Consider the following 22,974-nt stretch of genomic DNA (forward strand, 5'->3'; position numbering starts at 1 on the left):
CCGCCGTTTGCTGTTTCTCACCAGAGAAATTATCAAGCGGTTATGCATGAATAAGAGGCATCGTGACAGAGGGCTGTGGATATATCCAGTGTTTTTTACTGGCAAAAATGGCGGAGCAGAGTAGAATTAGCAAGCCGCGCGGCGAAATATTCAGCAGGAAACCCCACTCATGAGCAAAGCTTTTAAACTCAACTCCGCCTTCAAACCTTCTGGCGACCAGCCGGAGGCGATCCGTCGTCTGAAAGAGGGGTTGGAAGATGGTCTGGCCCATCAGACGCTGTTAGGCGTAACGGGATCGGGCAAAACCTTTACCGTCGCCAATGTGATCGCCGATTTGAACCGGCCTACGATGGTGCTGGCGCCCAACAAAACGCTGGCGGCGCAGCTTTATGGCGAGATGAAAGAATTCTTTCCCGAGAATGCCGTAGAGTATTTCGTTTCTTACTACGACTACTATCAGCCGGAAGCTTACGTACCGAGTTCGGACACCTTTATCGAAAAAGATGCTGCGGTGAACGAGCATATTGAGCAGATGCGTCTCTCTGCCACCAAGGCGCTGCTTGAGCGGCGCGACGTTATCGTGGTGGCGTCGGTGTCGGCGATCTACGGTCTGGGCGATCCCGATCTCTATTTAAAAATGATGCTGCACCTGTCGCGCGGCATGATTATCGACCAGCGCAGCATCCTGCGGCGTCTGGCGGAGCTGCAATATGCGCGTAACGATCAGGCATTTCAGCGCGGTACTTTCCGCGTGCGCGGCGAAGTGATCGATATTTTTCCGGCGGAATCGGATGATATCGCGCTGCGCGTCGAGCTTTTTGATGAAGAGGTTGAGCGTCTGTCGCTGTTCGACCCGCTGACCGGCCAGGTTACCCAGGTGGTGCCGCGCTATACCATCTATCCCAAAACGCACTACGTGACGCCGCGCGAACGTATTTTGCAGGCGATGGATGAGATCAAAGATGAGCTGGCGGATCGGCGCAAGACGTTACTGGCGAACAACAAGCTGCTGGAAGAGCAGCGCATCTCGCAGCGCACCCAGTTCGATCTGGAGATGATGAACGAGCTGGGCTACTGCTCGGGCATCGAAAACTATTCGCGCTATCTCTCGGGACGCGGTCCCGGCGAGGCGCCGCCGACCCTGTTCGATTACCTTCCCGCCGATGGTCTGCTGGTGGTGGATGAGTCGCACGTGACCATTCCGCAAATCGGCGGCATGTACAAAGGGGATCGGGCGCGTAAAGAGACGCTGGTGGAGTACGGTTTCCGTCTGCCGTCGGCCCTGGATAACCGTCCGATGCGCTTTGAAGAGTTCGAGGCGCTGGCGCCGCAAACCATCTATGTATCGGCGACGCCGGGCAAATATGAGCTGGAAAAGTCGGGCGGAGAAATCATTGACCAGGTGGTGCGTCCGACCGGCCTGCTGGACCCGATACTGGAAGTGCGTCCCGTCAGCACTCAGGTGGACGATCTGTTGTCGGAAATTCGTCAGCGCGTGGCGATCAATGAACGCGTGCTGGTGACCACGCTCACCAAGCGTATGGCGGAAGACCTCACCGAGTATCTGGTGGAGCATGGCGAAAGCGTCCGCTATCTGCACTCCGATATCGATACGGTAGAGCGTATGGAGATCATTCGCGACTTACGCCTCGGCGAGTTTAACGTGCTGGTGGGGATCAACCTGCTGCGCGAAGGGCTGGACATGCCGGAAGTGTCGCTGGTGGCGATTCTCGATGCGGATAAAGAGGGCTTCCTGCGTTCGGAACGCTCGCTGATCCAGACCATCGGTCGTGCGGCGCGTAACGTCAACGGCAAAGCGATTCTGTATGGCGATAAGATCACGCCGTCGATGGCGCGCGCCATTGAAGAGACGGAACGCCGTCGCGAGAAACAGCAGCAGTACAATGAAGAGCACGGCATTGTGCCACAGGGCCTGAATAAAAAGATCACCGATATTCTGGAGCTGGGTCAGGGCCTCGCCAAAACCAAAGGACGCGGCAAAACCACCACGCGCACCGCGGCAGAGGCGGAAGCGAACTACCTGGCCCTCACGCCGCAGGCGCTGCAGAAGAAAATCCACGAGCTGGAACGGCAGATGCAGCAGCATGCGCAGAATCTGGAGTTCGAAGAGGCGGCGCGCACGCGCGACCAGCTGCATGAGCTGCGCGAGCTGTTTATCGCCGCCTCCTGACAGCGGTTACTTAATTGCCTGAATGGCGTGTTCCAGCGCCACATGCAGCAGCTGGCGGTCGTGTCGATAGCGGATATCGGCGGCCTCCAGCGGCTCGCGCACAATCAATCTGCTTTCCACGCCGCTGATATCGGCATAAGGGCTGACCACAATCGCATCAATAACCCGCCTGCCGATCGCTCTCTCCATGATTTGAAGTTTGTCCGCAACCGTCAGGTTCGCTGCTGCCAGGCTCAGTTCGCGTCCGAGGTTGCCGATAAACACCATGGTGGCGGGCGTGCGGCGCAGCGCCTGCGCCATCTCATCCATCAGTAAAATTGGCATCAGGCTGGTATAGAAGCTGCCGGGACCAATCAGGATCAGATCCGCATCGCCAATCGCTTCCAGCGCTTCGCGCGTGGGCGCAACGTTGGGATGCAGCATTAATTCCTGCGGTGGCAGCTTCATCGCGTCAATGGCGGTTTCGCCATAGACCATATTGCCTTCGGCATCCTGCGCCACCAGATCCACCGGCTGCTCCGACATTGGAATCAAAAAGGCGTCGACCTTCAACACATTGCGGATCAGGTTGATCGCCTCCAGCGGCCTCACGCTCAGGTGATCCAGCGCTTTCAGCATCAGATTGCCGAGGTTATGGCCTGCCAGCTCGCCATTACCGGCAAAGCGATATTCAAACATCGCCGAGGCGATACTTGGCTCAGTGATCAATTGATTCAGGCAGTTGCGCATATCGCCCCAGGCGATGCCGCCTTCCGAGCGACGAATGCGGCCGGTAGAACCCCCGTTATCGGTGGTGGTGACGATGCCGGTTAAACGCGAACCCAGCGAGGAGAGGGCGGACATTACGCGTCCCAGCCCGTGGCCCCCGCCCAGTGCTACCACGCGATCAAGATCTGCGAGGGTACGATTCATACTTTTCCTTATGCTTGTGCCCGGTAACAAATCTGTACAAAACAGTTAAGCCAGACAAGGGTGAACAGTGATCAAAATTTGTGGCGCATTTTACGTATTCTGTCGCGAAAATGCGCGAAAAAGCCGTTATATACATAAATATATAGCGAAACAGGTTAATGGCACAGCGGCAAAAATCGCGCTACCATAATCACTACCGCGTTGTGCCTTGAGTACAGCATACACTCAAGCCTGGGTACCTAAGTCGCGAGATAGGGGATTCAGGCCGCAGCCGCTGAGCTGCCAGGGTGCAGGAAGAAATGACTGCATCTCCCGAATCTGGAAAGGTGTTTTGGTGTCACAATTTACTGATGCATACTCGCGCCGGTTCTATTACCTGCGCCTGTCGATTACAGATGTCTGTAACTTCCGTTGTACCTATTGCCTGCCCGACGGCTATAAACCGCAGGGTGGAAACAATAAAAGCTTCCTGACGCTCGATGAGATCCGTCGCGTTACGCGTGCCTTTGCCGCGGCCGGCACGGAAAAAGTGCGTCTCACCGGCGGCGAGCCTTCGCTGCGTCGCGACTTTACCGACATTATCGCCGCCGTGCGGGAAAATGCGGCGATCCGCCAGATCGCCGTCACCACCAATGGCTACCGGATGGCGCGCGACGTCAAAAAGTGGCGCGATGCCGGGCTGACCTCGCTGAACGTCAGCGTTGACAGCCTCGATGCGCGCCAGTTTCACGCCATTACCGGCCAGGATAAATTTCATCAAGTCATGGCCGGGATTGATGCCGCCTTTGAGGCGGGCTTCGAGAAGGTCAAAGTCAACAGCGTGCTGATGCGCGATCTCAATAGCCACAGCCTCTCTACTTTCCTCGACTGGATCCGCCATCGTCCGATTCAGCTGCGCTTTATTGAGCTGATGGAGACCGGTGAAGGCAGCGCGCTGTTCCGCCAGCAGCACATTTCCGGCGAAGTGATCCGCGACCAGCTGATTATGCAGGGCTGGCAGCGCCAGCTACGCGGCCGCAGCGACGGACCGGCGCAGGTGTTTCAGCATCCTGACTATCAGGGTGAAATCGGCCTGATCATGCCCTACGAAAAAGATTTCTGCGCCAGCTGCAACCGTCTGCGCGTCTCGGCGACCGGTAATTTGCATCTCTGCCTGTTTGGCGATGGCGGCGTGCCGTTGCGCGACCTGCTCGCCTCTGACGATCAGCAGGCGGCATTGCAGGCGCGTATTGCTCAAAGCCTGGGCGAGAAAAAACAGACGCATTTTCTCCATCAGGGCAATACCGGCATTACACAAAACCTTTCGTTTATCGGTGGATAACCACAGGAGCTATGGCAATGGGTAAACCTTCCGGCGAACTGCTTCCCGTTCAGGTCGCCATCTTAACCGTTTCTGACAGTCGTGATGCGAGTAATGACACCTCCGGCGATTACCTGCGTGAGGCGGTCACCGAAGCAGGCCACAGCGTGATCGATCACGCTATCGTCGCGGATAACCGCTATCGCATTCGCGCCACCGTCTCCAGCTGGATTGCCAGCAAAGACGTGCAGGTGGTGATCGTCAATGGCGGTACCGGCTTTAACAGCAACAACAGCACGCCGGAAGCGCTGCTGCCGCTGTTCGATCGCGAAATCGCCGGTTTTGGTGAGCTGTTCCGCATGATCTCTTATGAAGAGATCGGCAGCGCTACTCTGCAATCGCGCGCCGTGGCGGGCATGGCGAATGAAACCCTGATTTTCGCTGTGCCCGGCTCCACTAACGCCTGCCGCAGCGCCTGGGAGCGCATCATCAGCGATCAGCTTGATGCCCGTACGCGTCCCTGTAATTTTATTTCCCACTTAAAGAAACCATGAGTATGCCGCAATTAACCCATATCAATGCCGCCGGTGAGGCGCATATGGTGGATGTCTCCGCCAAAATGGAAACCGTGCGTGAAGCGCGCGCGGAGGCCGTTGTGCTGATGAGCGCCGAAACGCTGCAAATGATCATGGAAGGCAGCCACCATAAAGGCGACGTGTTCGCTACCGCGCGTATCGCCGGGATCCAGGCGGCCAAGCGTACCTGGGAGCTGATCCCGCTCTGTCATCCGCTGATGCTGAGCAAGGTCGAAGTCAATCTCACGGCGGAGCCAGAACATAGCCGTGTACGCATCGACTCGCTCTGTCGTCTGACCGGTAAAACCGGGGTGGAGATGGAGGCGCTGACTGCCGCTTCCGTGGCAGCGCTGACCATTTACGACATGTGCAAAGCGGTGCAGAAAGATATCGTTATTGACCAGCTTCGCCTGCTGAGCAAAAGCGGCGGCAAATCGGGTGATTTTCAGGCGGTGCAACATGATTAAAGTGTTGTTTTTCGCCCAGGTGCGTGAGTTGACCGGTACCCGTTCGCTGGAGATGTCGGAGAGTTTCCCGGACGTCTCGGCGCTGCGTGCAGCGTTGGCGCAGCGCGGCGATCGCTGGGCGCTGGCGCTGGAGTCGGGCAAACTGCTGGCGGCGGTGAATCAGACGCTGGTGCCAATGACGCACCCGCTGCGCGCCGGCGATGAAGTGGCGTTTTTCCCACCGGTAACCGGAGGCTGAGATGGAAACGCGTATACGCGTCGGCAGCGCGCCGTTCAGCATGGCGGAAGAATATCAGTGGCTGGCAGCCTGTGATGAAGATGGGGCGGTGGTGACCTTTACCGGCAAGGTACGCAATCACAATCTCGGTGACAGCGTGGCGGCGTTAACGCTGGAGCACTATCCCGGCATGACGGAGAAAGCGCTGCAGGAGATCGTCGATCAGGCGCGCAGCCGCTGGCCGCTGCAGCGCGTCACGGTGATTCATCGCGTCGGCGAGCTTTTTCCCGGTGATGAAATCGTGCTGGTGGGCGTCACCGGCGCGCACCGCGGCAGCGCCTTTGCCGCGGCGGAATTCATTATGGATTATCTGAAAACGCGCGCCCCTTTCTGGAAACGGGAAGCGACCGCCGACGGCGATCGCTGGGTCGACGCGCGCAACAGCGACCATCAGGCCGCGCAGCGCTGGGATTAAGGCGCAGCGCCGCCGAGCTGTTCCGCCGGGGCGAAATGCGTTTCGCCATGGGCGTGCTCGCCGCCGCCCTTGACGCGCTGTAGCTGGATTACCTCGCCCTGTTGCCAGGCGTTTGCGCCTTTCGCCACCGGATGGGCGATGATATCGGCGCGTTCCTGACGAATCGCTTTGCTGTCGACGTCGAAACGCTTATCGCGATCCTCCAGCAGTCGGTTATCAAGCTGACCATCGGCAGTAAAGCCCATCATCAGCGCCGGAATGCCGAGCGGCAGCGTTTTATCGCGATCGGTATGCCAGGTGTGCCAGGTTTTGCCGTAGGTGTTGACGATTTTGCTCATCAGCGCCTTATCAGCCACCTGCGGCAGTCCGGGGGCAATCAGCGAGCCTGATTTCACCTCATACTGATGGCTGTGCCACAGCTTTTTCTCTTCCGGCGGCAGGGTTTTGTACAGCCGCTCGCTGATAATGTACTCCACCCCCATTAAACGGGCGTCACGCGTGTTGCCATCATAAATCACTGCCTGCATCACGTCGTCGTTCAGCACCGTAACATAATGGTGCGCTTCCATTTGACCGTTCTGGTCGCCGTTATAGAAATGAAAACCGTCCAGATAGGCGCTGATTGCCTCGATCGGCGGACGAGACTGCATCACCGAGGCGCCCGCATCTAACATTTGTAATTTGGCCGAGGTCGGCGCGCCAGGGGTGCTGACCTGAGCCGGTGAGTTATTTGCGCCGCAGCCGCTCGCCAGCAGGCAGAGCGCGGCGCTGAGCCAGAGTTTTTGCATTTGCATCTCCATATACACAGTTAAAAATTAACCATAGTGCAGATGTATCGGTTTTCCTGCGTCCGGAGGAAGGAAAACCGGCGTGATCCGATAGATTGTTGCCGCTTCGCCCGGTAAGGTGAGGGTTTTCACTGCTTTTAAGGACAGGTATGTCAACGCAAAACGCCTTACAACGACTGGCTCTGCTGAGCGCGCTGGTGCTGGCCGGGTGCAGCAGCAAAAAAACGCCGCAAGCGCCGGTGCGACAGCCCGCCGACGTGAAGGCGCAAATTCGCCAGTTGCTGCCCGCCGATGTCAGCGACAAATCCGCCTGGGCGACCGATATCTATACCGCGTTTCGCACCCAAAACCTGGAAGCGAGCGCCAGTAATGTTTGTGCGGTGATTGCCGTGGCCGATCAGGAATCCAATTTCAGCGCCGAAGCGGCGGTGCCCGGCCTGCCGAAAATCGCCTGGGGCGAGATCAATCGTCGTGCGGCAAAGCTGCATCTGCCCGCGTTTCTGGTGCGCACCGCGCTCTCGATTCCGTCGTCAACCGGCGAAAGCTATGCTGCGCGGCTGGACAAGGTACGCAGCGAGAAAGAGCTGAGCGATATTTTTGACGATCTGATCGATATGGTGCCGATGGGGCAAAAACTGTTCGGCAACCTGAATCCGATTCACACCGGCGGGCCGATGCAGGTCAGCATCGCCTTTGCGGAAGCCCACGCCAAAGGCTACCCCTGGCCGGTAGATGGCTCGATTCGCAAGGAAGTTTTTACCCGGCGCGGCGGCATTTATTTCGGCGCGATGCATCTGCTGGGTTATCCGGCTGACTATTCTCAACCGCTTTATCGCTTCGCCGACTTTAACGCAGGCTGGTATGCCAGCCGCAACGCGGCGTTTCAGGCGGCGGTGGCGCGCGCCACCGGGATGAATCTGGCGCTGGACGGCGACCTGATCCTTTACGGTTCCGACAAGGCCGGGTCGACCGAACTGGCGGTGCGCACCCTTGCGAAGCAGATCGATATGAGCCAGCGTGAAATCCGTCGCGATCTGGAAAAGGGCGAAAGCGCCGACTTCAGCGACAGCGAACTCTGGAAGCAGGTGTTTACCCTCGCCGACAAAATGGCCGGACGTAAGCTGCCGCGCGAGATGTTACCGGGCATCAAGCTGGAAAGTCCGAAAATCACGCGCAATCTCACTACGGCCTGGTTTGCCAAACGGGTTGACGGTCGCTATCAGCAGTGTATGACGCGGCGATAAGCTCAGATGCTGGCGCAGGCGGCAAAAGCTGTGCCACACTAAAGGCTGTTTCTTTGCTCAACAAGAGGTGCATCATGGATCGATATCCACGTTCAAACGGTTCCATCGTGCAGCAGGCTTCCGCCGGGCTGCAAACCTATATGGCTCAGGTGTATGGCTGGATGACCTGCGGCTTACTGCTGACCGCCTTTGTCTCCTGGTTCGCCGCCCGTACGCCTGCGGTGATGGAGATGGTTTTTGCCAACCGCATGACTTTTTTCGGCCTGATTATCGCTCAGCTGGCGGTGGTTTTTGTGCTTTCCGGCATGGTGCATAAGCTGAACGGCGCTGTGGCGACCGCGCTGTTTATGCTCTATTCCGCGCTGACCGGCCTGACAATGGCAAGTATTTTCCTTGTTTACACTTATTCTTCTATCGCCAGTACCTTCTTCGTCACCGCCGGCATGTTTGGCGCAATGAGCTTTTACGGCTATACCACGAAACGCGACCTCAGCCGCTTCGGCAGCCTGCTGTTTATGGCGCTGATCGGCATTGTGCTGGCGTCGCTGGTGAACTTCTGGCTGAAAAGCCCGGCGCTGATGTGGGCAATTACCTATATCGGTGTGGTGGTGTTCGTCGGCCTGACCGCTTATGACACTCAGCGGTTGAAAAGTATCGGGGAAGGGATCAACGTCGATGATAAAGAGAATCTGCGTCGTTACTCGATTATGGGCGCGCTGACCCTCTATCTTGACTTCATCAACCTGTTCCTGATGCTGCTGCGTATTTTCGGCAACCGTCGCTAATGTTTCAAACCCCTCTCCCCGGCCGGGAGAGGGTTCCCCTATTAAGTACTCTCACTGTTCTGTAATTTTTGCTCATTCTGCTTACGCAGATGTTTCGCCCGGCTCTCCAGCCAGAGGTAGAGCACCAGCGCCAGTAGCAGCGGGAAAATAAAGTAGAGCACGCGGTAGGCGAGCAGCGCGGCGATAATGGCGCCGTGTGAGGCATGCTGACCGCTTAGCAGCGCCAGAAATACCGCTTCCAGCACGCCGATTCCGGCAGGAATATGGATGATCACCCCGGCAATACTGCTGATCAGCAATACGCCAAGCACCACAGGAAAATCGACCTGGCGCCCCAGCAGCAGCCAGATAATCGCTCCCATTACCAGCCAGTTGGCGCTGGAAACGCCAAACTGAAGCAGCGCCATGCGCAGCGACGGCAGCGCCAGCTTTTGTCCTTTGATTTTCCAGCGACGCTGTTTAGAGAAGGCGCAGGCCCAGAGATAAGCCGCCACCGCAACCAGCAACACGCCGCCGATGATGCGCAGCGTGGTCTCGCCGACAAACCAGCCCTGAGGGATTGGCACCATGCCGGCGCTAAACACAATGCCTGCCAACAGAATATAGCCGAGCCAGTTGGTGGCGATACTGAGCGAGAAGATGCGTGTAATGGTGCCGCTGTTCAGACCGAGGCGGGAATAGAGGCGGTAACGCATCGCCACGCCGCCGACCCAGGTGCTCAGCGTCAGGTTGAAGGCGTAACAGATAAACGATACCAGCATCACCTGACGTTTCGCCAGCTTGTGCCCGCAGTAGGCGCGTCCAATCAGATCGTAGAAACCGTAGGTCACGTAGCTGACCACCACCAGCGCCACGGCGCACAAGATGGCGATGCGGTTGTAATTAACGATAACGTTATAAACGTCGCCCCAGTTGACCTTGCGCGCATAGACCACCAGCAGCACGATCACGGCGATAAAGAAGATCCCGGTAAGAATTTTCTTTGCCAGCTGCCAGCGTGGATGTTTTTTTGCCATCAGGATTTGGCTCCTTGTTTATCCGTCTCAACACGATCCTGGGTCTCCATTTCAGGCTGAACCGGCGGATCGACCTGCGCCAGACGCGGCGTGTGGGCGGGAAGCCAGCCCGCAATAGCAGGGAAATGACGTAAAAAGTGGAACACCACCACGCTTTTGCTGAGCTGCCACCAGTTGCGCGGCGGCAGGCGATCTTCCTGTACGCGCTGACAATCTTTGCTCAGCAACTGCTCCAGGTTATCGCGCATCGTCTGGTTAAACGTTCGATCGTGAACGATCAGGTTCGCCTCCAGATTGAGCGACAGGCTGAGCGGATCGAGATTGCTGGAGCCCACCGTCGACCACTGCTGGTCCATCACCGCGATCTTGCCATGCAGCGGACGGCGGCAATATTCGTAAACCTCCACGCCGCCATCCACCAGATAGTTATAGAGCAGCTCCGCGCCCACTTTTACAATCGGCATATCCGGTTCGCCCTGCACAATCAGACGCACCCGCACGCCGCGCTGGGCCGCGCTGCGCATTTCACGCAGCAGCCGGTAGCCGGGGAAAAAGTAAGCGTTGGCGATAATCACATCCTGCTTCGCATTGCGCAGCATATCCAGATAATGCTGTTCAATGTCGTCACGATGCTCGTCGTTATCGCGATAGACAAACAGCACCTGCGCATCGCCGGGGGTAGCGTTAACTGCCGGACGGTGCGAGCGGTGGCCCCACCAGCGACGGGTGATCTGCTCACTGCCCATCGCCTCCTGCACGAAGCGGGTAATGTCCTCAACGATCGGTCCTTTGACCTCAACCGCGTAGTCCTGCTTCGCCTCCGGCCCATAGCTGGTATTGTGCTCGGCAGAGAAGTTAATCCCGCCGACAAAGGCGATGTCGCCATCCACCGCCACGATTTTACGGTGCAGACGTCGAAACACGTTGGTGCGCATTCCCATGACCAGTGGACGCGGATCGTAATAGATAAAGCGCACCCCGGCGCCGGTCAGGCTGTCCATAAAGCTGGCGGAGAGATCGGGCGAGCCATAGCCATCGACCATCACCTCGACTCTTACCCCGCGCTGTGCCGCCGCCAGCAGCTCGCGATGCAGGGCGTTGCCCACGTCATCCTCAAAGAGAATAAAAGTTTCCAGCATAATAAATCGCTTTGCACGCTGAATGGCGCCAAACACGCGCGGAAAAAACTGTTCGCCATTTTCCAGCAGACGAATCTGGTTGCCTTCGCGCCAACTGAATTTCATAGATGAATCTCCACTGCCAACGGCGCATGATCGGAAAGATGGGACCAGGGTTTCATTGGTAACGCCCAGGGATGGCTGATTGAGGCGTTACGCACGTAAATACGATCGAGGCGCAGCAGCGGGAAACGGGCCGGGAAGGTGCGCGCCGGTCGGCCGGTCTTTACGCTGAACACCTCTTCCAGACCGGCGCAGTGCTTGAGAAACTTATTGGCGCGCAGCTGCCAGTCATTGAAATCGCCTGCCACCACCAGCGGCGCATCGGGCGGCAGCGAGGCGATCATGTCGCACATCATTTTCATCTGCGCATGACGATGGGCATTGCTCAACCCCAGATGAACGCAGATAACATGCAGCTCTTTTTGCGGCTCCGGCAAGGTGATGCGGCAGTGCAACATGCCGCGTTTTTCACTTCCTGCAACAGAAATGTCGCGATTTTCATACTCTGCAATCGGGAAACGTGACAGGATCGCGTTGCCATGATGGCCTTCCGGATAGACAGCGTTCCGCCCGTAGGCATAATCGTTCCACATGGTGTCGGCAAGAAATTCGTAGTGTGGGGTGTCTGGCCAGTTTTCAATCTGCATCGGATGGATGGCGTGCGTGCCCATCACCTCTTGCAGAAACACGATGTCTGCTGAGGTGGCGCGTACCGCGTCGCGCAATTCCGGCAGGATAAAGCGACGATTAAAGGTAGTAAAACCCTTGTGGGTATTGATCGTCAGGACCTTAAATGAAAATCCTTGCGTAATCTGTGGCATACTCTCGACGCACTCCTTTTCATCATGAACAGGATCAAAGTGTAGTCTCTGTCACAAATGGATGCTGTTACGGTCAGAAATTTAGGGCATTGTCTGAGAATTGCGATAAATTGAGGAACCCGTCACCGACCTTTGTTGGGGCACTTGAGCAACCTGTTGGGTCTGCCAGGAGAAGAGAATGAAATGGTCTAATCGTGTTCAGATAATCACCGGTCAAACCTGCGTGCATATTGCGATGCACCTGTTGTTGATGCTGGCGCTGATCTGGGGATGGAAACATCAGGCGCTGGTTGATGTGTGCAGCGTGCTGGTCTCGGCCTATGCCGTGGTATTTGTCGCTATGCTGGTGGCGCAGCAGATTGCCCGCTTTCGTATGCTGGGTGATTATCTTGAAGAAGCGACCACAACGTACTATTTCGGGGCAGCGATGCTTGCCCTGTTCCTGATCTCCCGCTTTGTTCACAACAGCCTGCTGTTGGCTTGCCTCGGCGTTATGATGCTGCTGGGACCGGCGCTGGTTTCCCTGCTGGTTAAAGAGCCCGCGCATCGCGTGGAAAAAAAACGCAGCTAAGCGAAATGTGATAAAGCTGAAGGCCACCGCAGGTGGCCTTTTTATTTTTGCGTCGTCGGCCCGATCTCGCACCCGACCGGGAAAGCTGCTACACTCGCCCGCTTACGCATGGTAGTTTGTGCCCTTTTCATACGTTAGCGCAGGCTGGCGTCACTATCCCCCTGAAAACTACACCGTATTCCACGGCCAGGGCGGACCGGAGTAAAACATTTACATGTCTTTTGACTCTCTCGGCCTGAGTGCCGATATTTTGCGTGCGGTCGCCGAACAGGGCTACCGTGAACCGACGCCTATCCAACGTCAGGCGATTCCCGTGGTGCTGTCCGGACGCGATCTGCTGGCGAGCGCCCAGACCGGTACCGGTAAAACCGCCGGTTTTACCCTGCCGCTTTTGCAGCGGCTCACTTCCCAGCCGGGTGGCGCGAAAGGCCGTCGTCCGGTACGCGCCCTGATCCTGACGCCGACGCGCGAGCTGGCGGCCCAGGTTGGCGAAAACGTGCGTGAATACAGCAAATACCTTAACCTGCGTTCGCTGGTGGTATTTGGCGGCGTCAGCATCAATCCGCAGATGATGAAGCTGCGCGGCGGCGTCGATGTACTGGTCGCCACGCCGGGCCGTCTGCTCGATCTGGCGCATCAGAACGCGGTAGATCTGTCGCAGGTGGAAGTGCTGGTGCTGGATGAAGCGGATCGTATGCTCGATATGGGCTTTATCCATGACATCCGTCGCGTGCTGGCGAAGCTGCCGCCGAAGCGTCAAAACCTGCTTTTCTCCGCCACCTTCTCCGATGAGATCAAAACCCTGGCGGAAAAACTGCTGCACAACCCGGAGCAGGTGGAAGTGGCGCGCCGCAACACCGCATCCGAACAAGTTACTCAGCACGTTCATCTGGTGGATAAAAAGCGCAAGCGCGAGCTGTTGTCCCATCTGATTGGCCGCGACAACTGGCAGCAGGTGCTGGTCTTTACCCGTACCAAGCACGGCGCAAATCATCTGGCGGAGCAGCTGCATAAAGATGGCATCACGGCCGCCGCGATCCATGGCAATAAAAGCCAGGGCGCGCGTACCCGTGCGCTGGCGGACTTTAAGTCCGGCTCGATTCGCGTACTGGTTGCCACCGATATCGCCGCGCGCGGACTCGACATCGAAGAGCTGCCGCACGTCGTGAACTATGAACTGCCGAACGTGGCGGAAGATTACGTGCACCGCATTGGCCGTACCGGTCGCGCCGCCGCTACCGGCGCCGCGCTGTCGCTGGTCTGCGTGGACGAGCACAAGCTGCTGCGCGACATCGAGCGTCTGCTGAAGCGTGAAATTCCGCGCATTGCCATTGACGGCTATGAGCCGGATCCGAGTATCAAAGCGGAGCCGATTCAGAATGGTCGCCAGCAGCAGCAACGCGGCCGCGGACGTGGTCCGGGCAGTAGCGAAGGGCGCGCGCCGGGCGGTGAGAAGCGTACCGTGCAGCGTCGTCCGAACGCGACCCCGAGCGACAATACGCGCTCCCGTCGTCCGGCGGCGAAGAAGCAAGGGCACGCGTAAAACCATGCGGGTACTGCTGGCCCCCATGGAAGGGGTACTGGATTCACTGGTGCGCGAGCTGCTCAGCGAGGTCAACGATTATGACCTCTGCATCACCGAGTTTCTGCGCGTGGTCGATCAGCTGCTGCCGGTAAAGTCGTTTTATCGACTCTGCCCGGAACTGCATCACGCCAGCCGTACGCCGTCCGGCACGCGGGTGCGCGTTCAGCTACTGGGGCAGTATCCGCAGTGGCTGGCGGAAAACGCGGCGCGCGCCGTGGAGCTTGGCTCCTGGGGCGTGGATCTGAACTGCGGCTGCCCGTCAAAGCTGGTTAACGGCAGCGGCGGCGGTGCCACGCTGCTGAAAGATCCCGAGCTGATTTATCGCGGGGCGAAGGCAATGCGCGAGGCGGTGCCTGCGCATCTGCCGGTCACGGTGAAGATTCGTCTCGGCTGGGATTCCGGCGCGCAGCGTTTTGAGATCGCCGATGCGGTGGAGCAGGCGGGCGCCAGCGAGCTGGTAGTGCATGGCCGCACCAAAGAAGAAGGCTACCGCGCCGAGTGCATTAACTGGCAGGCAATTGGCGAGATCCGTCAGCGCCTGAAAATTCCGGTGATCGCCAACGGCGAGATCGGGGACTGGCAGAGCGCCCAGGATTGTCTGCGCATTACCGGCTGTGACGCGGTGATGATTGGACGCGGCGCGCTAAACGTCCCTAACCTGAGCCGGGTAGTGAAGTACAACGACGCGCCGATGGCGTGGCCGCAGGTGCTGGAGCTGTTACAGAAATATACCCGACTGGAGAAGCAGGGCGATACCGGTCTTTATCATGTGGCGCGCATCAAGCAGTGGCTCGGCTATCTGCGTAAAGCCTACACGCAAGCGGATCCGCTGTTTAGCGCGATTCGCACATTAAAAGTTTCCGCTGAGATTGCCTCGGTCATCGATCGCCACGCGGCGGCGGAACATGCATTGTCATAAAAAAGCAGGCGACCCGTTAGCAAGCTAAGCGTATGATGGCAAAAAAACTCTGAAAAACATCCCGATCGCTATGTCTGACGCCGCCGTTTTAACTCCGCTGCAACTGAATAAACGCATCCTTTCCGTCATTATTTTCACCTTCTTTTGCTACCTGTCGGTAGGGCTGCCGCTGGCAGTGCTGCCCGGCTTTGTGCATAACCAGCTGGGCTTCAGCTCGTTTATTGCCGGATTGATTATCAGTATTCAGTACTTCGCCACGCTGATCAGCCGCCCGCAGTCGGGGCGACTGGCCGACAGGCTTGGACCAAAACGCGTGGTAATGCTGGGACTGGTCTGCTGCGGCATGAGCGGCGTACTGACTCTTTTCGCCGCGCTGGTCAGTTCGCTGCCGTGGCTCAGCCTGCTACTGCTGGCGCTGGGACGCCTGTTTCTCGGCGTGGGTGAGAGCTTCAGCAGCACCGGATCCACGCTGTGGGGCATGAATATCGTCGGCCCGTTGCAGACCGCGCGCGTCATCTCCTGGAACGGCGTCGCCACCTATCTGGCGATGGCGATTGGCGCGCCGCTGGGCGTGATGCTGAACCAGCTGTTCGGCATCAGCGGCTTTGCCGCTCTGGTGGCGCTGATGGGCATCATCGGTTTTATCATGGCCAGCCGTAAGCCGTCGGTCAGCGTCACTGTCGGCGAGCGTATTCCTTTTCATCGCGTGTTTAGCCGCGTCTGGCTCTATGGCCTCGGGCTGGGTTTCGGCACCATCGGCTTCGGTGTCATCGCCACCTTTATTACTCTATATTTCGCCAGCCGCGACTGGAGCGGCGCGGCGTTCGCGCTGACAGTATTCAGCCTCGGCTTTGTGCTGGTGCGCCTGGTTTTCAGCCGCTTTATTACCCGCTACGGCGGTCTGAAAGTTTCCATCGCCTCCTTTGTGCTGGAATGCTGCGGGCTATTGATTATCTGGCAGGCGGATGCGGCCTGGCTGGTGGATGTGGGCGCTTTTCTCACCGGCTCCGGCTTCTCGCTGATCTTCCCGGCGCTGGGCGTGGAAGCTGTGAAGCAGGTTCAGCAGCAGGATCAGGGGTCGGCGCTCGGCACCTATTCCGCCTTTCTTGATTTGGGGCTGGGGCTAACCGGCCCGGTAGCGGGCCTGCTGATTGGCCACTGGGGAATGCAGTCGGTTTATCTGGCGGCGGCGCTGATGGTGCTGGGCGCGCTGCTGATCACCATCCGGCTTCAGCAGCAGGTTCAACGTGAAGGCGCGCAGCGCGCCTTCGACGCCGAGTAAAAGCTTAGCGACTACAGGTGGGTAAACAGCCCGTAAAGCAGGGCGGAAAGCAAAACGGATACCGGCAGGGTCAGCACCCAGGCGACCGCCAGATTACGCAGCGTGGCAAGCTGCAGGCCGGAACGATTCGCCGCCATGGTGCCCGCCACGCCGGAGGAGAGTACGTGGGTGGTAGAGACCGGCAGGCCGAAGCCGTCGGCGGCGCCGATCGTCACCATCGCCACCAGCTCCGCGCTGGCGCCCTGCGCGTAGTTAAGATGGGTTTTGCCGATGCGCTCGCCCACCGTCACCACAATACGCCGCCAGCCCACCATGGTGCCGAGGCCCAGGGCGATCGCCACCACCACTTTTACCCATATCGGAATAAAGCGGGTGGCGCTGTCCAGCTCCGCTTTCACTGCCGTGAGGTTACGCTGCGTTTCCGGCGGCAGCGGCAGCTTCGCGCTTTGCAGATGCTTGATCGCTTCTGAGGCAAGATACATCTGATTACGCGTGTTGCTCACCGCCTGTGCCGGAATGTTCTCCATTGAACCGTAACGCCTAATCTGATCGCCGATATCGCCCAGCATGGAGGCGAGGGCGGGCAGCACCTGCGGCGTAACATCGCCGCTGCTCACAAAGGCGGTAAGCACTTTGCGCGCGGGCGGCATCGCGGCAGGAGCCGGTTGGCGCTGCAACAGCTGCTGTCCGGTAACCTGCGTCAGGGCGGCGACGCGGGGGATCTGATCGGGCGGCAAAGAGCGATTCAGGGCATAAGCGATGGGCATGGTGCCGACCAGAATCAGCATAATCAGCCCCATCCCTTTCTGACCGTCATTCGAGCCGTGGGCGAAAGAGACGCCGGTGCAGGTCAGGATCAGCAGGCCGCGAATCCAGGCTGGCGGCGGCTGGTCGCTTTCTGGTGCGGAGTAGAGCTGGCGGTTACGCACAAAGGTTTTCATTACCAACAGCAGCAGGGCGGCGCAGACAAAGCCTACCACCGGCGACAGCAACAGCGCGTAGCCTACTTTCAGCGCCTGATCCCAGTCGACGCCGCTGGTGCCGCTGCGGCCATGCATCAGCGCATTCGCCACGCCCACGCCGATAATCGACCCAATCAGGGTATGGGAAGAGGAGGAGGGCAGGCCGAGATACCAGGTGCTGAGGTTCCAGATAATGGCGGAAACCAGCAGCGCATAGACCATGGCGAAACCGTTGTGGCTGCCCGCCTGCATGATCAGCTCGACCGGCAGCAGCGAAATAATGCCGAACGCCACCACGCCGCTGGAGAGCAGAACGCCGAGAAAATTGCACATCCCTGACCAGACCACCGCGACGCCCGGCGTCAGTGAATGGGTATAGATCACCGTTGCTACCGCATTCGCCGTATCGTGAAAGCCATTCACAAACTCAAAGCCCAGCGCAATCAGCAGCGCCAGGCCAAGCAGCAGGAAAGGGACGTAGCTGGTGACCACCGTATCGGTCTCTGCCACATCGTTGAACAGGTTGATGGCGGCAAAGGCCAGCCCGGCCGCCAGCAGCACCAGAAACAGCGGTCGGGAGAAGCGGCTGCCTCTGCCGTTAAGATTGGGACGTCCGCGCGCCGGTGTGGAAGCGGAGAGACTGTTTTGGCTCATGGCATACCTCGCTCATTAGGTTAAGCGCCTCCCTGCATCGCAGTAGCTTACTTTGCAGTGTGATACGCCGCTTTTGTGACAGAACGATGATGCTGAACGCGGGAAGAGTGCCGAAAAAGGCGCAAAAAAAAGCCAGCGACAGGCGCTGGCTTTGGGTGTTTTCTGACGAATCAGGATTTGTCGTCTGCTGTCGCCGGGGCAGGCTGCGGCGCGCTGGTCTGCTGCACGCTGTTTTCATTGGTGATCGGTGCGGCGCCGGGCTGCGCAGGCTGCTGCTGGGCAGCCGCGTTCGGATCCGTCACGTTAGCGCCCTGCGGGGTAACCGGCGTCATCGGCTCCTCTTTCGGCTCTGCGCCAGGCATCTCCTGAACCGGGATCGGTGCGGTCTGGACATTGTCCGCCACGCCGTTCACTTTTACCGGCATACCGGTACGGCGCTGAATGGCGTTATTCACCTGATCCTGACTGACGCTGGTGTCTGTCACGACCTTGCTGACCGCAGCGGTCAGCGTAATCGGCACCGGCTCACGGGAAGTGAACTGCTCTTCGGTAGTAGAAAGCGGATTATGCACTTCTACGTAGCGCGAACCGTCCGGCTCTACGGTAGCTTTCACCGGCTGGTCGATAAACTGCACGCGGGTGCCGACCGGCACGTTGTCGAACAGCCATTTGATATCGTCGGCACGCAGGCGCACGCAGCCGTGGCTCACGCGCAGGCCGATACCAAAGTTGGCGTTAGTCCCGTGAATGGCGTAGAGACGACCGATATAGAGCGCATAGAGGCCCATCGGGTTATCCGGGCCGGCCGGGAACACGTCCGGCAGGTTCTCGCCACGCTCAGCATATTCAGCATGCATCGCTTTGGTCGGCGTCCAGGTCGGACCCGCTTTTTTGCGTTGTACGCTGGTAGTCCAGTTGATTGGCGTATCTTTGCCCAGCTCGCCGATACCAATCGGCAATACCACGACGGTTTTGCTGCCTTTCGGATAGTAGTAAAGACGCATTTCCGCGCTGTTGATGACAATGCCTTCACGCGGCGCGTCCGGCAAAATCAGCTGCTGAGGCACAATCATCTTACGGCCAGCCTGCGGCAGATAGACATCGATACCCGGATTGGCTTCCAGCATGTTGCTGAGGCCCATCTGGTACTGAGCAGCAAAGGCTTCCAGCGGAAGTTTGCTCTCTTGAGGAACGGTAATTTCGATATTTTCACCCAAAAGACGGCTGTTAGCCGGCGGAAGGGGATAAACCACAGCGAAGGCTGAATGGCTGAAAGCCGCCAGCGCCAGGGCAAGTGAAGCGAACGCGCGAATGCTTTTTTTCATGTTTTTACAAGTAGTTAATGCCTTTTAAAAGGCTTGTTAGTTTATCGAACCCATGCCGGTCAGCGTGACCTGCTGCACATTATATGTGCATTGAACTCTTGATGGGAATCAGGATTTTAGCTCCGGCAGCATAGTTTAGTTAAACTTTCATGTTAACCAGACAATTCTCTTTGCGAATCAACACAAATTGATCAGGGTTGCCATAAGGTCACCTCGCCACTTAGCTTACGATTAAGGAAAAAGGCGGCGCTGATCAGCGCCAGATGGGAAAGCGCCTGCGGCATATTGCCTAACGCGCCGCCGCGGATATCAAACTCTTCAGCATAAAGACCGAGCGGATTGGCATAGCTCAGCAATTTTTCAAACTCAAAGTGCGCTTCATGGATGCGCCCCGCGCGCGCCAGACACTCGACATACCAGAACGAACAGGCGGCAAAGGAACCCTCTTCCCCTTTTAATCCGTCTGCGGGCGTTTCAAGGATGTTATAGCGGCGCACCAGCCCGTCGCTGACCAGATTGGCCTTGATGGCGTCCAGGGTGGCGAGCCAGTCGGGGTCGGTCGCGCCGACAAAACGCACCAGCGGCATCAGCAGCATCGAGGCGTCGAGATAATCGCCATGGCGCGTGGCGGTAAAGTGGCCGCGCTCCTTGTTCCAGAAATTGTTCCAGATATCTTCGCGGATCTCGCTGCGCGTCCGATCCCAGCGTTCATAAGGCATCGGCAGCGAGCGCTTCATCCCGAGGCGCAGCGCGCGGTCGATCGCCACCCAGCACATCAGGCGCGAGTGAAGAAAATGCTGCGGCTCGCCGCGCATCTCCCAGATACCGGCATCCGGCTGGTTCCAGCTGTCGCAGACGTAATCGACCATATTCATCACGTAGCGCCAGCCGCGATGGGAGATCGCCTCGCCATATTTATTAGCGAGATAGATGGCGTCCATCAGCTCGCCATAGATATCCAGCTGGGTCTGCTGCCAGGCATCGTTGCCAATACGCACCGGCATCGAATCAGCATAGCCGGAGAGATTCAGCAGCTCCATTTCATGCAGTTCAGTGCCGCTGTCGAGGCGGTACATCACCTGCAGGCGCGCCTCGTCGTAGTGGCTGTTTTCCACACAGCGGCCTACCCATTTGGTGAAGTTTTTCGCCTCTTCGGTGTAGCCCAAACGCATCAACGCGTACATGCTGAATGAGGCGTCGCGGATCCAGGAGGCGCGATAGTCCCAGTTGCGTACGCCGCCCAGCTCTTCCGGCAGGCCAAAGGTGGCGGCAGCGGCGATGGAGCCATGCCGCCAGGAGGTCAGCAGCTTCAGCGCCAGCGCGGAACGGCTCACCATGCCTTGCCAGCGTCCGCGATAGTTGCTTTTGTTGGTCCAGCTGCGCCAGAAGTGCAGCGTGTGATGAAAGCAGCGCTCGGTGGCGATGTGGTCGAGATGGGGATCATCAACGCTGCCAAAAACAAATTCGGCATGTTCGCCCGCTTTCATGGTAAAGCTGGCGATCGCCGCATTCTCTTCCAGCGTCATCACCACGGTGGCGGCGAGGCGCAGCGACGGTTGGCCTTCGGCATGAAACTCAATGCAGCCATGTTCAGCGCGGGCCTGGGTATTGGCGCGACCATAGTCGTGGCGCGGCGCGCAACGCATAGTGAAACGGGCGCTGCCGCGCACCATTTTCACCCGGCGGATAATGCGCGGCTGCTTGTCGACGGCGTCGCACAGCGGCATATAGTCGGTAATTTCCGCTACCCCTTCGTTGCCCAGCCAGCGGGTTTGCAGAATATTGGTATCCGGCAGGTAGAGTTGCTGACGGCGCGCATCCTTCCACTGCGGCGCCAGCGAAAACAGCCCCGCTTCATCGCTGTCAAGCAGCGCGGAAAACACCGAGGGGCTGTCCAGCTCCGGCCAGCAGAAATAGTCGATGGTGCCATCGTTTGCGATCAGCGCGCAGGTGCGCAGATCGCCAATGACGCCGTGATCTTCAATCTTGCGTTTCACCTGACTCATGCTTTTCCCCAGGGGCGGACCATCAGTTAACTATAGCCAAAGCGGCAGAGAGAGCCGGGTCTGAGCACGGATAGATAACATCTATACTCTTCTGATACCCATCACCGGAGACAACGATGACAGCGCAACAGCAGAAGGTCGCCGTGATTACGGCATCAGATTCAGGTATCGGCAAAACCTGCGCCCTGATGCTGGCGGAGCAGGGCTTCGACATCGGTATTACCTGGCGCTCCGACGATCAGGGAGGAGAAGATACTGCGCGCCAGGTACGCAATATGGGGCGTCGTGCCGAACGCGTTCAGATGGATCTCTCCGATCCGCAGCAGGGCGGAAAAGCGTTGCAGACGCTGATCGATCGCCTGGGCCGTATTGACGTGCTGGTCAATAATGCCGGGACCAACGCAAAAGCGGACTTTCTTGCGACCAGTTTCGAAGACTGGCGCAACGTGTTCGCCGTGGATGTAGACGGCGCTTTTGTCTGCGGTCAAATCGCTGCACGCAGAATGGTGGAGCAGGGCGAGGGCGGACGCATCATTAATATCACTTCGGTGCATGAGCACACGCCACTGCCCGACTCAACCGCCTATACGGCGGCGAAACATGCGCTGGGCGGTCTGACCAAATCGATGGCGCTGAGTCTGCTGCCGCATAAGATTCTGGTGAATGCCGTTGCGCCAGGCGCCATCGCCACGCCGATGAACAATATGAGCAATGAAGATGCGCAGACCACTAAAATTCCGGAAATCCCTGCCGGACGTCCGGGCGATACGCGCGAGATTGCCAGCATGGTGGTCTGGCTCTGTTCAGAGTGGTCAACCTATACCACCGGCCAGTCGTTTATCATCGACGGCGGCTTTATGCTGGCGAACCCACAGTTCAGGGGCTATGACAACACCTGAACCGCCGACGTGCGGGGCGCAGGGGCGATTTTAGCCTGCCCGCTTGTTATTCCAGCGTCGGATAATAAAACGCAGCAGGAAAGCAAATACCACCGCTCCCGCCAGCCAGAACAGATGTTTCAGATGCTGATCGATTTTATGCAGCAGCGGCGTGATCATCTCGCCGGCAAAATAGCCCAGCGTGACAAACAGCAGCGCCCAAATGACGGCGCCAATCACATTCAGCAGAAAAAACTTCAGCGGCCTGAGATGGCTGGCGCCAATAATGATCGGGCCGATAAGCCGAAAGCCATACATAAAGCGCACACCGATCACAAACAGGCTGGGATGGCGCTGAATCAGGTGGTTGGCCTTGACCAACTGATCCTGATGCTTTTTAAAACGGCGCAGGATGCGCGTGCCGTAACGGCGTCCCAGCCAGAACAGCAGCTGATCGCCGATTCCCCCGCCAATCATGGCGGCGATAACCACGCCGCTGTAACGCAGCAGACCTTCGTGGGCCGCGATGCCGCCCAGCAGCGTAAAGGTTTCGCCCTCGACAAGGCAGCCCAGCAGTACGCCGAAATAACCATACTGCGTAATTAATTGGTTGATATCGAAATGCAAAATTGACCTTCCTGTGAAAACAAGACTCTCACAAGTCTATACCGCATCCGCGCAAGCTTCCGGTCCCGTTAACAATTAAACCCAGCGCCGGGCCATTATTTTGCGGTTTATTTGCGCGCTCGCCGCAAAAGTTGCAGCCCCGTTTATACTAGAGGGGATCTGTCCGGCATCCGAGTCGGGCGGACAGTCGCAT

At 58.1% G+C, this 22,974-nt stretch carries 22 protein-coding genes and 1 riboswitch; of the genes, 13 read left to right on the top strand and 9 right to left on the bottom strand.

The features are described from left to right. Window positions 1–169: 169 nt before the first annotated feature. Window positions 170–2,191: an excinuclease ABC subunit UvrB gene (gene uvrB / locus ABU178_RS06690; RefSeq protein WP_397213168.1), complete on the top strand. Its 2,022-nt coding sequence runs from the start codon at window positions 170–172 to the stop codon at window positions 2,189–2,191. 6 nt (window positions 2,192–2,197) lie between these two features. On the opposite strand, the gene ABU178_RS06695 is transcribed toward uvrB, so the two are convergent. Further along, complete coding sequence (locus tag ABU178_RS06695) at window positions 2,198–3,103, bottom strand: uridine diphosphate-N-acetylglucosamine-binding protein YvcK (RefSeq protein WP_397213170.1); 906 nt, start codon at window positions 3,101–3,103, stop codon at window positions 2,198–2,200. 210 nt (window positions 3,104–3,313) lie between these two features. Then, window positions 3,314–3,448: riboswitch (molybdenum cofactor riboswitch) on the top strand. Between ABU178_RS06695 and moaA the strand changes: the two genes are divergently transcribed. The 5 genes from moaA to moaE all read left to right on the top strand — a co-directional run bounded on the left by moaA (window position 3,435) and on the right by moaE (window position 6,137). Further along, window positions 3,435–4,424, top strand: coding sequence for a GTP 3',8-cyclase MoaA (gene moaA, locus ABU178_RS06700; protein ID WP_397213172.1), 990 nt, complete (start codon window positions 3,435–3,437; stop codon window positions 4,422–4,424). Its footprint overlaps the riboswitch before it by 14 nt. A 17-nt stretch (window positions 4,425–4,441) precedes the next feature. Then, window positions 4,442–4,957: a molybdenum cofactor biosynthesis protein B gene (gene moaB / locus ABU178_RS06705; protein ID WP_397213174.1), complete on the top strand. Its 516-nt coding sequence runs from the start codon at window positions 4,442–4,444 to the stop codon at window positions 4,955–4,957. 2 nt (window positions 4,958–4,959) lie between these two features. Beyond that, window positions 4,960–5,445: a cyclic pyranopterin monophosphate synthase MoaC gene (gene moaC, locus ABU178_RS06710; protein WP_397213176.1), complete on the top strand. Its 486-nt coding sequence runs from the start codon at window positions 4,960–4,962 to the stop codon at window positions 5,443–5,445. Then, complete coding sequence (gene moaD / locus ABU178_RS06715; RefSeq protein WP_397213178.1) at window positions 5,438–5,683, top strand: molybdopterin synthase sulfur carrier subunit; 246 nt, start codon at window positions 5,438–5,440, stop codon at window positions 5,681–5,683. Before moaC ends, moaD begins: the two co-directional genes overlap by 8 nt. A 1-nt stretch (window position 5,684) precedes the next feature. After that, a complete protein-coding gene (moaE, locus tag ABU178_RS06720; protein WP_397213180.1) occupies window positions 5,685–6,137 on the top strand; it encodes a molybdopterin synthase catalytic subunit MoaE in 453 nt (150 codons plus the stop codon). Here moaE and ABU178_RS06725 read toward each other — a convergent pair. Beyond that, a complete protein-coding gene (locus ABU178_RS06725; protein ID WP_397213181.1) occupies window positions 6,134–6,925 on the bottom strand; it encodes an OBAP family protein in 792 nt (263 codons plus the stop codon). The two genes, moaE and ABU178_RS06725, sit on opposite strands and share 4 nt — an antisense overlap. 149 nt (window positions 6,926–7,074) lie before the next feature. Between ABU178_RS06725 and ABU178_RS06730 the strand changes: the two genes are divergently transcribed. Continuing rightward, window positions 7,075–8,169: a DUF1615 domain-containing protein gene (locus ABU178_RS06730; RefSeq protein ID WP_397213183.1), complete on the top strand. Its 1,095-nt coding sequence runs from the start codon at window positions 7,075–7,077 to the stop codon at window positions 8,167–8,169. A 74-nt stretch (window positions 8,170–8,243) separates the two neighbouring features. After that, window positions 8,244–8,954, top strand: a complete 711-nt coding sequence (locus ABU178_RS06735; protein ID WP_397213185.1) for a Bax inhibitor-1 family protein — start codon at window positions 8,244–8,246, stop codon at window positions 8,952–8,954. Window positions 8,955–8,995: 41 nt separating this feature from the next. On the opposite strand, the gene ABU178_RS06740 is transcribed toward ABU178_RS06735, so the two are convergent. From ABU178_RS06740 to ABU178_RS06750, 3 genes are read right to left on the bottom strand one after another with little or no spacing between them, the layout of a single operon-like run. Next, complete coding sequence (locus ABU178_RS06740) at window positions 8,996–9,970, bottom strand: lysylphosphatidylglycerol synthase domain-containing protein (protein ID WP_397213187.1); 975 nt, start codon at window positions 9,968–9,970, stop codon at window positions 8,996–8,998. Next, window positions 9,970–11,214: a cardiolipin synthase ClsB gene (gene clsB / locus ABU178_RS06745; protein WP_397213190.1), complete on the bottom strand. Its 1,245-nt coding sequence runs from the start codon at window positions 11,212–11,214 to the stop codon at window positions 9,970–9,972. The genes ABU178_RS06740 and clsB overlap by 1 nt, the downstream gene beginning before the upstream one ends. Next, window positions 11,211–11,972 (bottom strand): endonuclease/exonuclease/phosphatase family protein, encoded by a 762-nt coding sequence (locus tag ABU178_RS06750; RefSeq protein ID WP_397213192.1) that lies wholly within the window; start codon window positions 11,970–11,972, stop codon window positions 11,211–11,213. The genes clsB and ABU178_RS06750 overlap by 4 nt, the downstream gene beginning before the upstream one ends. A 178-nt stretch (window positions 11,973–12,150) precedes the next feature. Between ABU178_RS06750 and ABU178_RS06755 the strand changes: the two genes are divergently transcribed. The 4 genes from ABU178_RS06755 to ABU178_RS06770 all read left to right on the top strand — a co-directional run bounded on the left by ABU178_RS06755 (window position 12,151) and on the right by ABU178_RS06770 (window position 16,329). Further along, window positions 12,151–12,543 carry a YbhQ family protein gene (locus ABU178_RS06755; RefSeq protein WP_397213194.1) on the top strand — a complete coding sequence of 131 codons (393 nt, stop codon included), beginning with the start codon at window positions 12,151–12,153 and terminating at the stop codon, window positions 12,541–12,543. A 214-nt stretch (window positions 12,544–12,757) separates the two neighbouring features. Further along, a complete protein-coding gene (gene rhlE / locus ABU178_RS06760) occupies window positions 12,758–14,086 on the top strand; it encodes an ATP-dependent RNA helicase RhlE (protein WP_397213196.1) in 1,329 nt (442 codons plus the stop codon). Window positions 14,087–14,090: 4 nt separating this feature from the next. After that, window positions 14,091–15,047, top strand: coding sequence for a tRNA dihydrouridine(16) synthase DusC (gene dusC, locus ABU178_RS06765; protein WP_397213198.1), 957 nt, complete (start codon window positions 14,091–14,093; stop codon window positions 15,045–15,047). A gap of 70 nt (window positions 15,048–15,117) precedes the next feature. Then, on the top strand, window positions 15,118–16,329 hold the full coding sequence (locus tag ABU178_RS06770; protein ID WP_397213200.1) for an MFS transporter: 1,212 nt from the start codon (window positions 15,118–15,120) through the stop codon (window positions 16,327–16,329). A gap of 11 nt (window positions 16,330–16,340) precedes the next feature. On the opposite strand, the gene ABU178_RS06775 is transcribed toward ABU178_RS06770, so the two are convergent. From ABU178_RS06775 to ABU178_RS06785, 3 genes are all read right to left on the bottom strand, one after another. After that, window positions 16,341–17,945: an inorganic phosphate transporter gene (locus ABU178_RS06775; protein ID WP_397213202.1), complete on the bottom strand. Its 1,605-nt coding sequence runs from the start codon at window positions 17,943–17,945 to the stop codon at window positions 16,341–16,343. 170 nt (window positions 17,946–18,115) lie between these two features. Beyond that, on the bottom strand, window positions 18,116–19,270 hold the full coding sequence (locus tag ABU178_RS06780) for a L,D-transpeptidase family protein (protein WP_397213204.1): 1,155 nt from the start codon (window positions 19,268–19,270) through the stop codon (window positions 18,116–18,118). Between the two features lie 191 nt (window positions 19,271–19,461). After that, a complete protein-coding gene (locus ABU178_RS06785) occupies window positions 19,462–21,276 on the bottom strand; it encodes a glycoside hydrolase family 15 protein (protein WP_397213206.1) in 1,815 nt (604 codons plus the stop codon). A 116-nt stretch (window positions 21,277–21,392) separates the two neighbouring features. On the opposite strand from ABU178_RS06785, the gene ABU178_RS06790 reads away from it, so the two are divergent. Next, on the top strand, window positions 21,393–22,175 hold the full coding sequence (locus ABU178_RS06790) for an SDR family oxidoreductase (RefSeq protein WP_397213208.1): 783 nt from the start codon (window positions 21,393–21,395) through the stop codon (window positions 22,173–22,175). 30 nt (window positions 22,176–22,205) lie between these two features. Here the strand turns inward: ABU178_RS06790 and ABU178_RS06795 are convergent, their stop codons facing one another. Then, the gene (locus tag ABU178_RS06795; RefSeq protein ID WP_397213210.1) at window positions 22,206–22,781 is read right to left on the bottom strand and encodes a DedA family protein; all 576 of its coding nucleotides are present in this window, start codon (window positions 22,779–22,781) and stop codon (window positions 22,206–22,208) included. Window positions 22,782–22,974 lie beyond the last annotated feature (193 nt).

Origin of the sequence: Pantoea osteomyelitidis (genome assembly GCF_044342975.1) — a bacterium.
GTDB classification, from domain to species: domain Bacteria; phylum Pseudomonadota; class Gammaproteobacteria; order Enterobacterales; family Enterobacteriaceae; genus Pantoea; species Pantoea osteomyelitidis.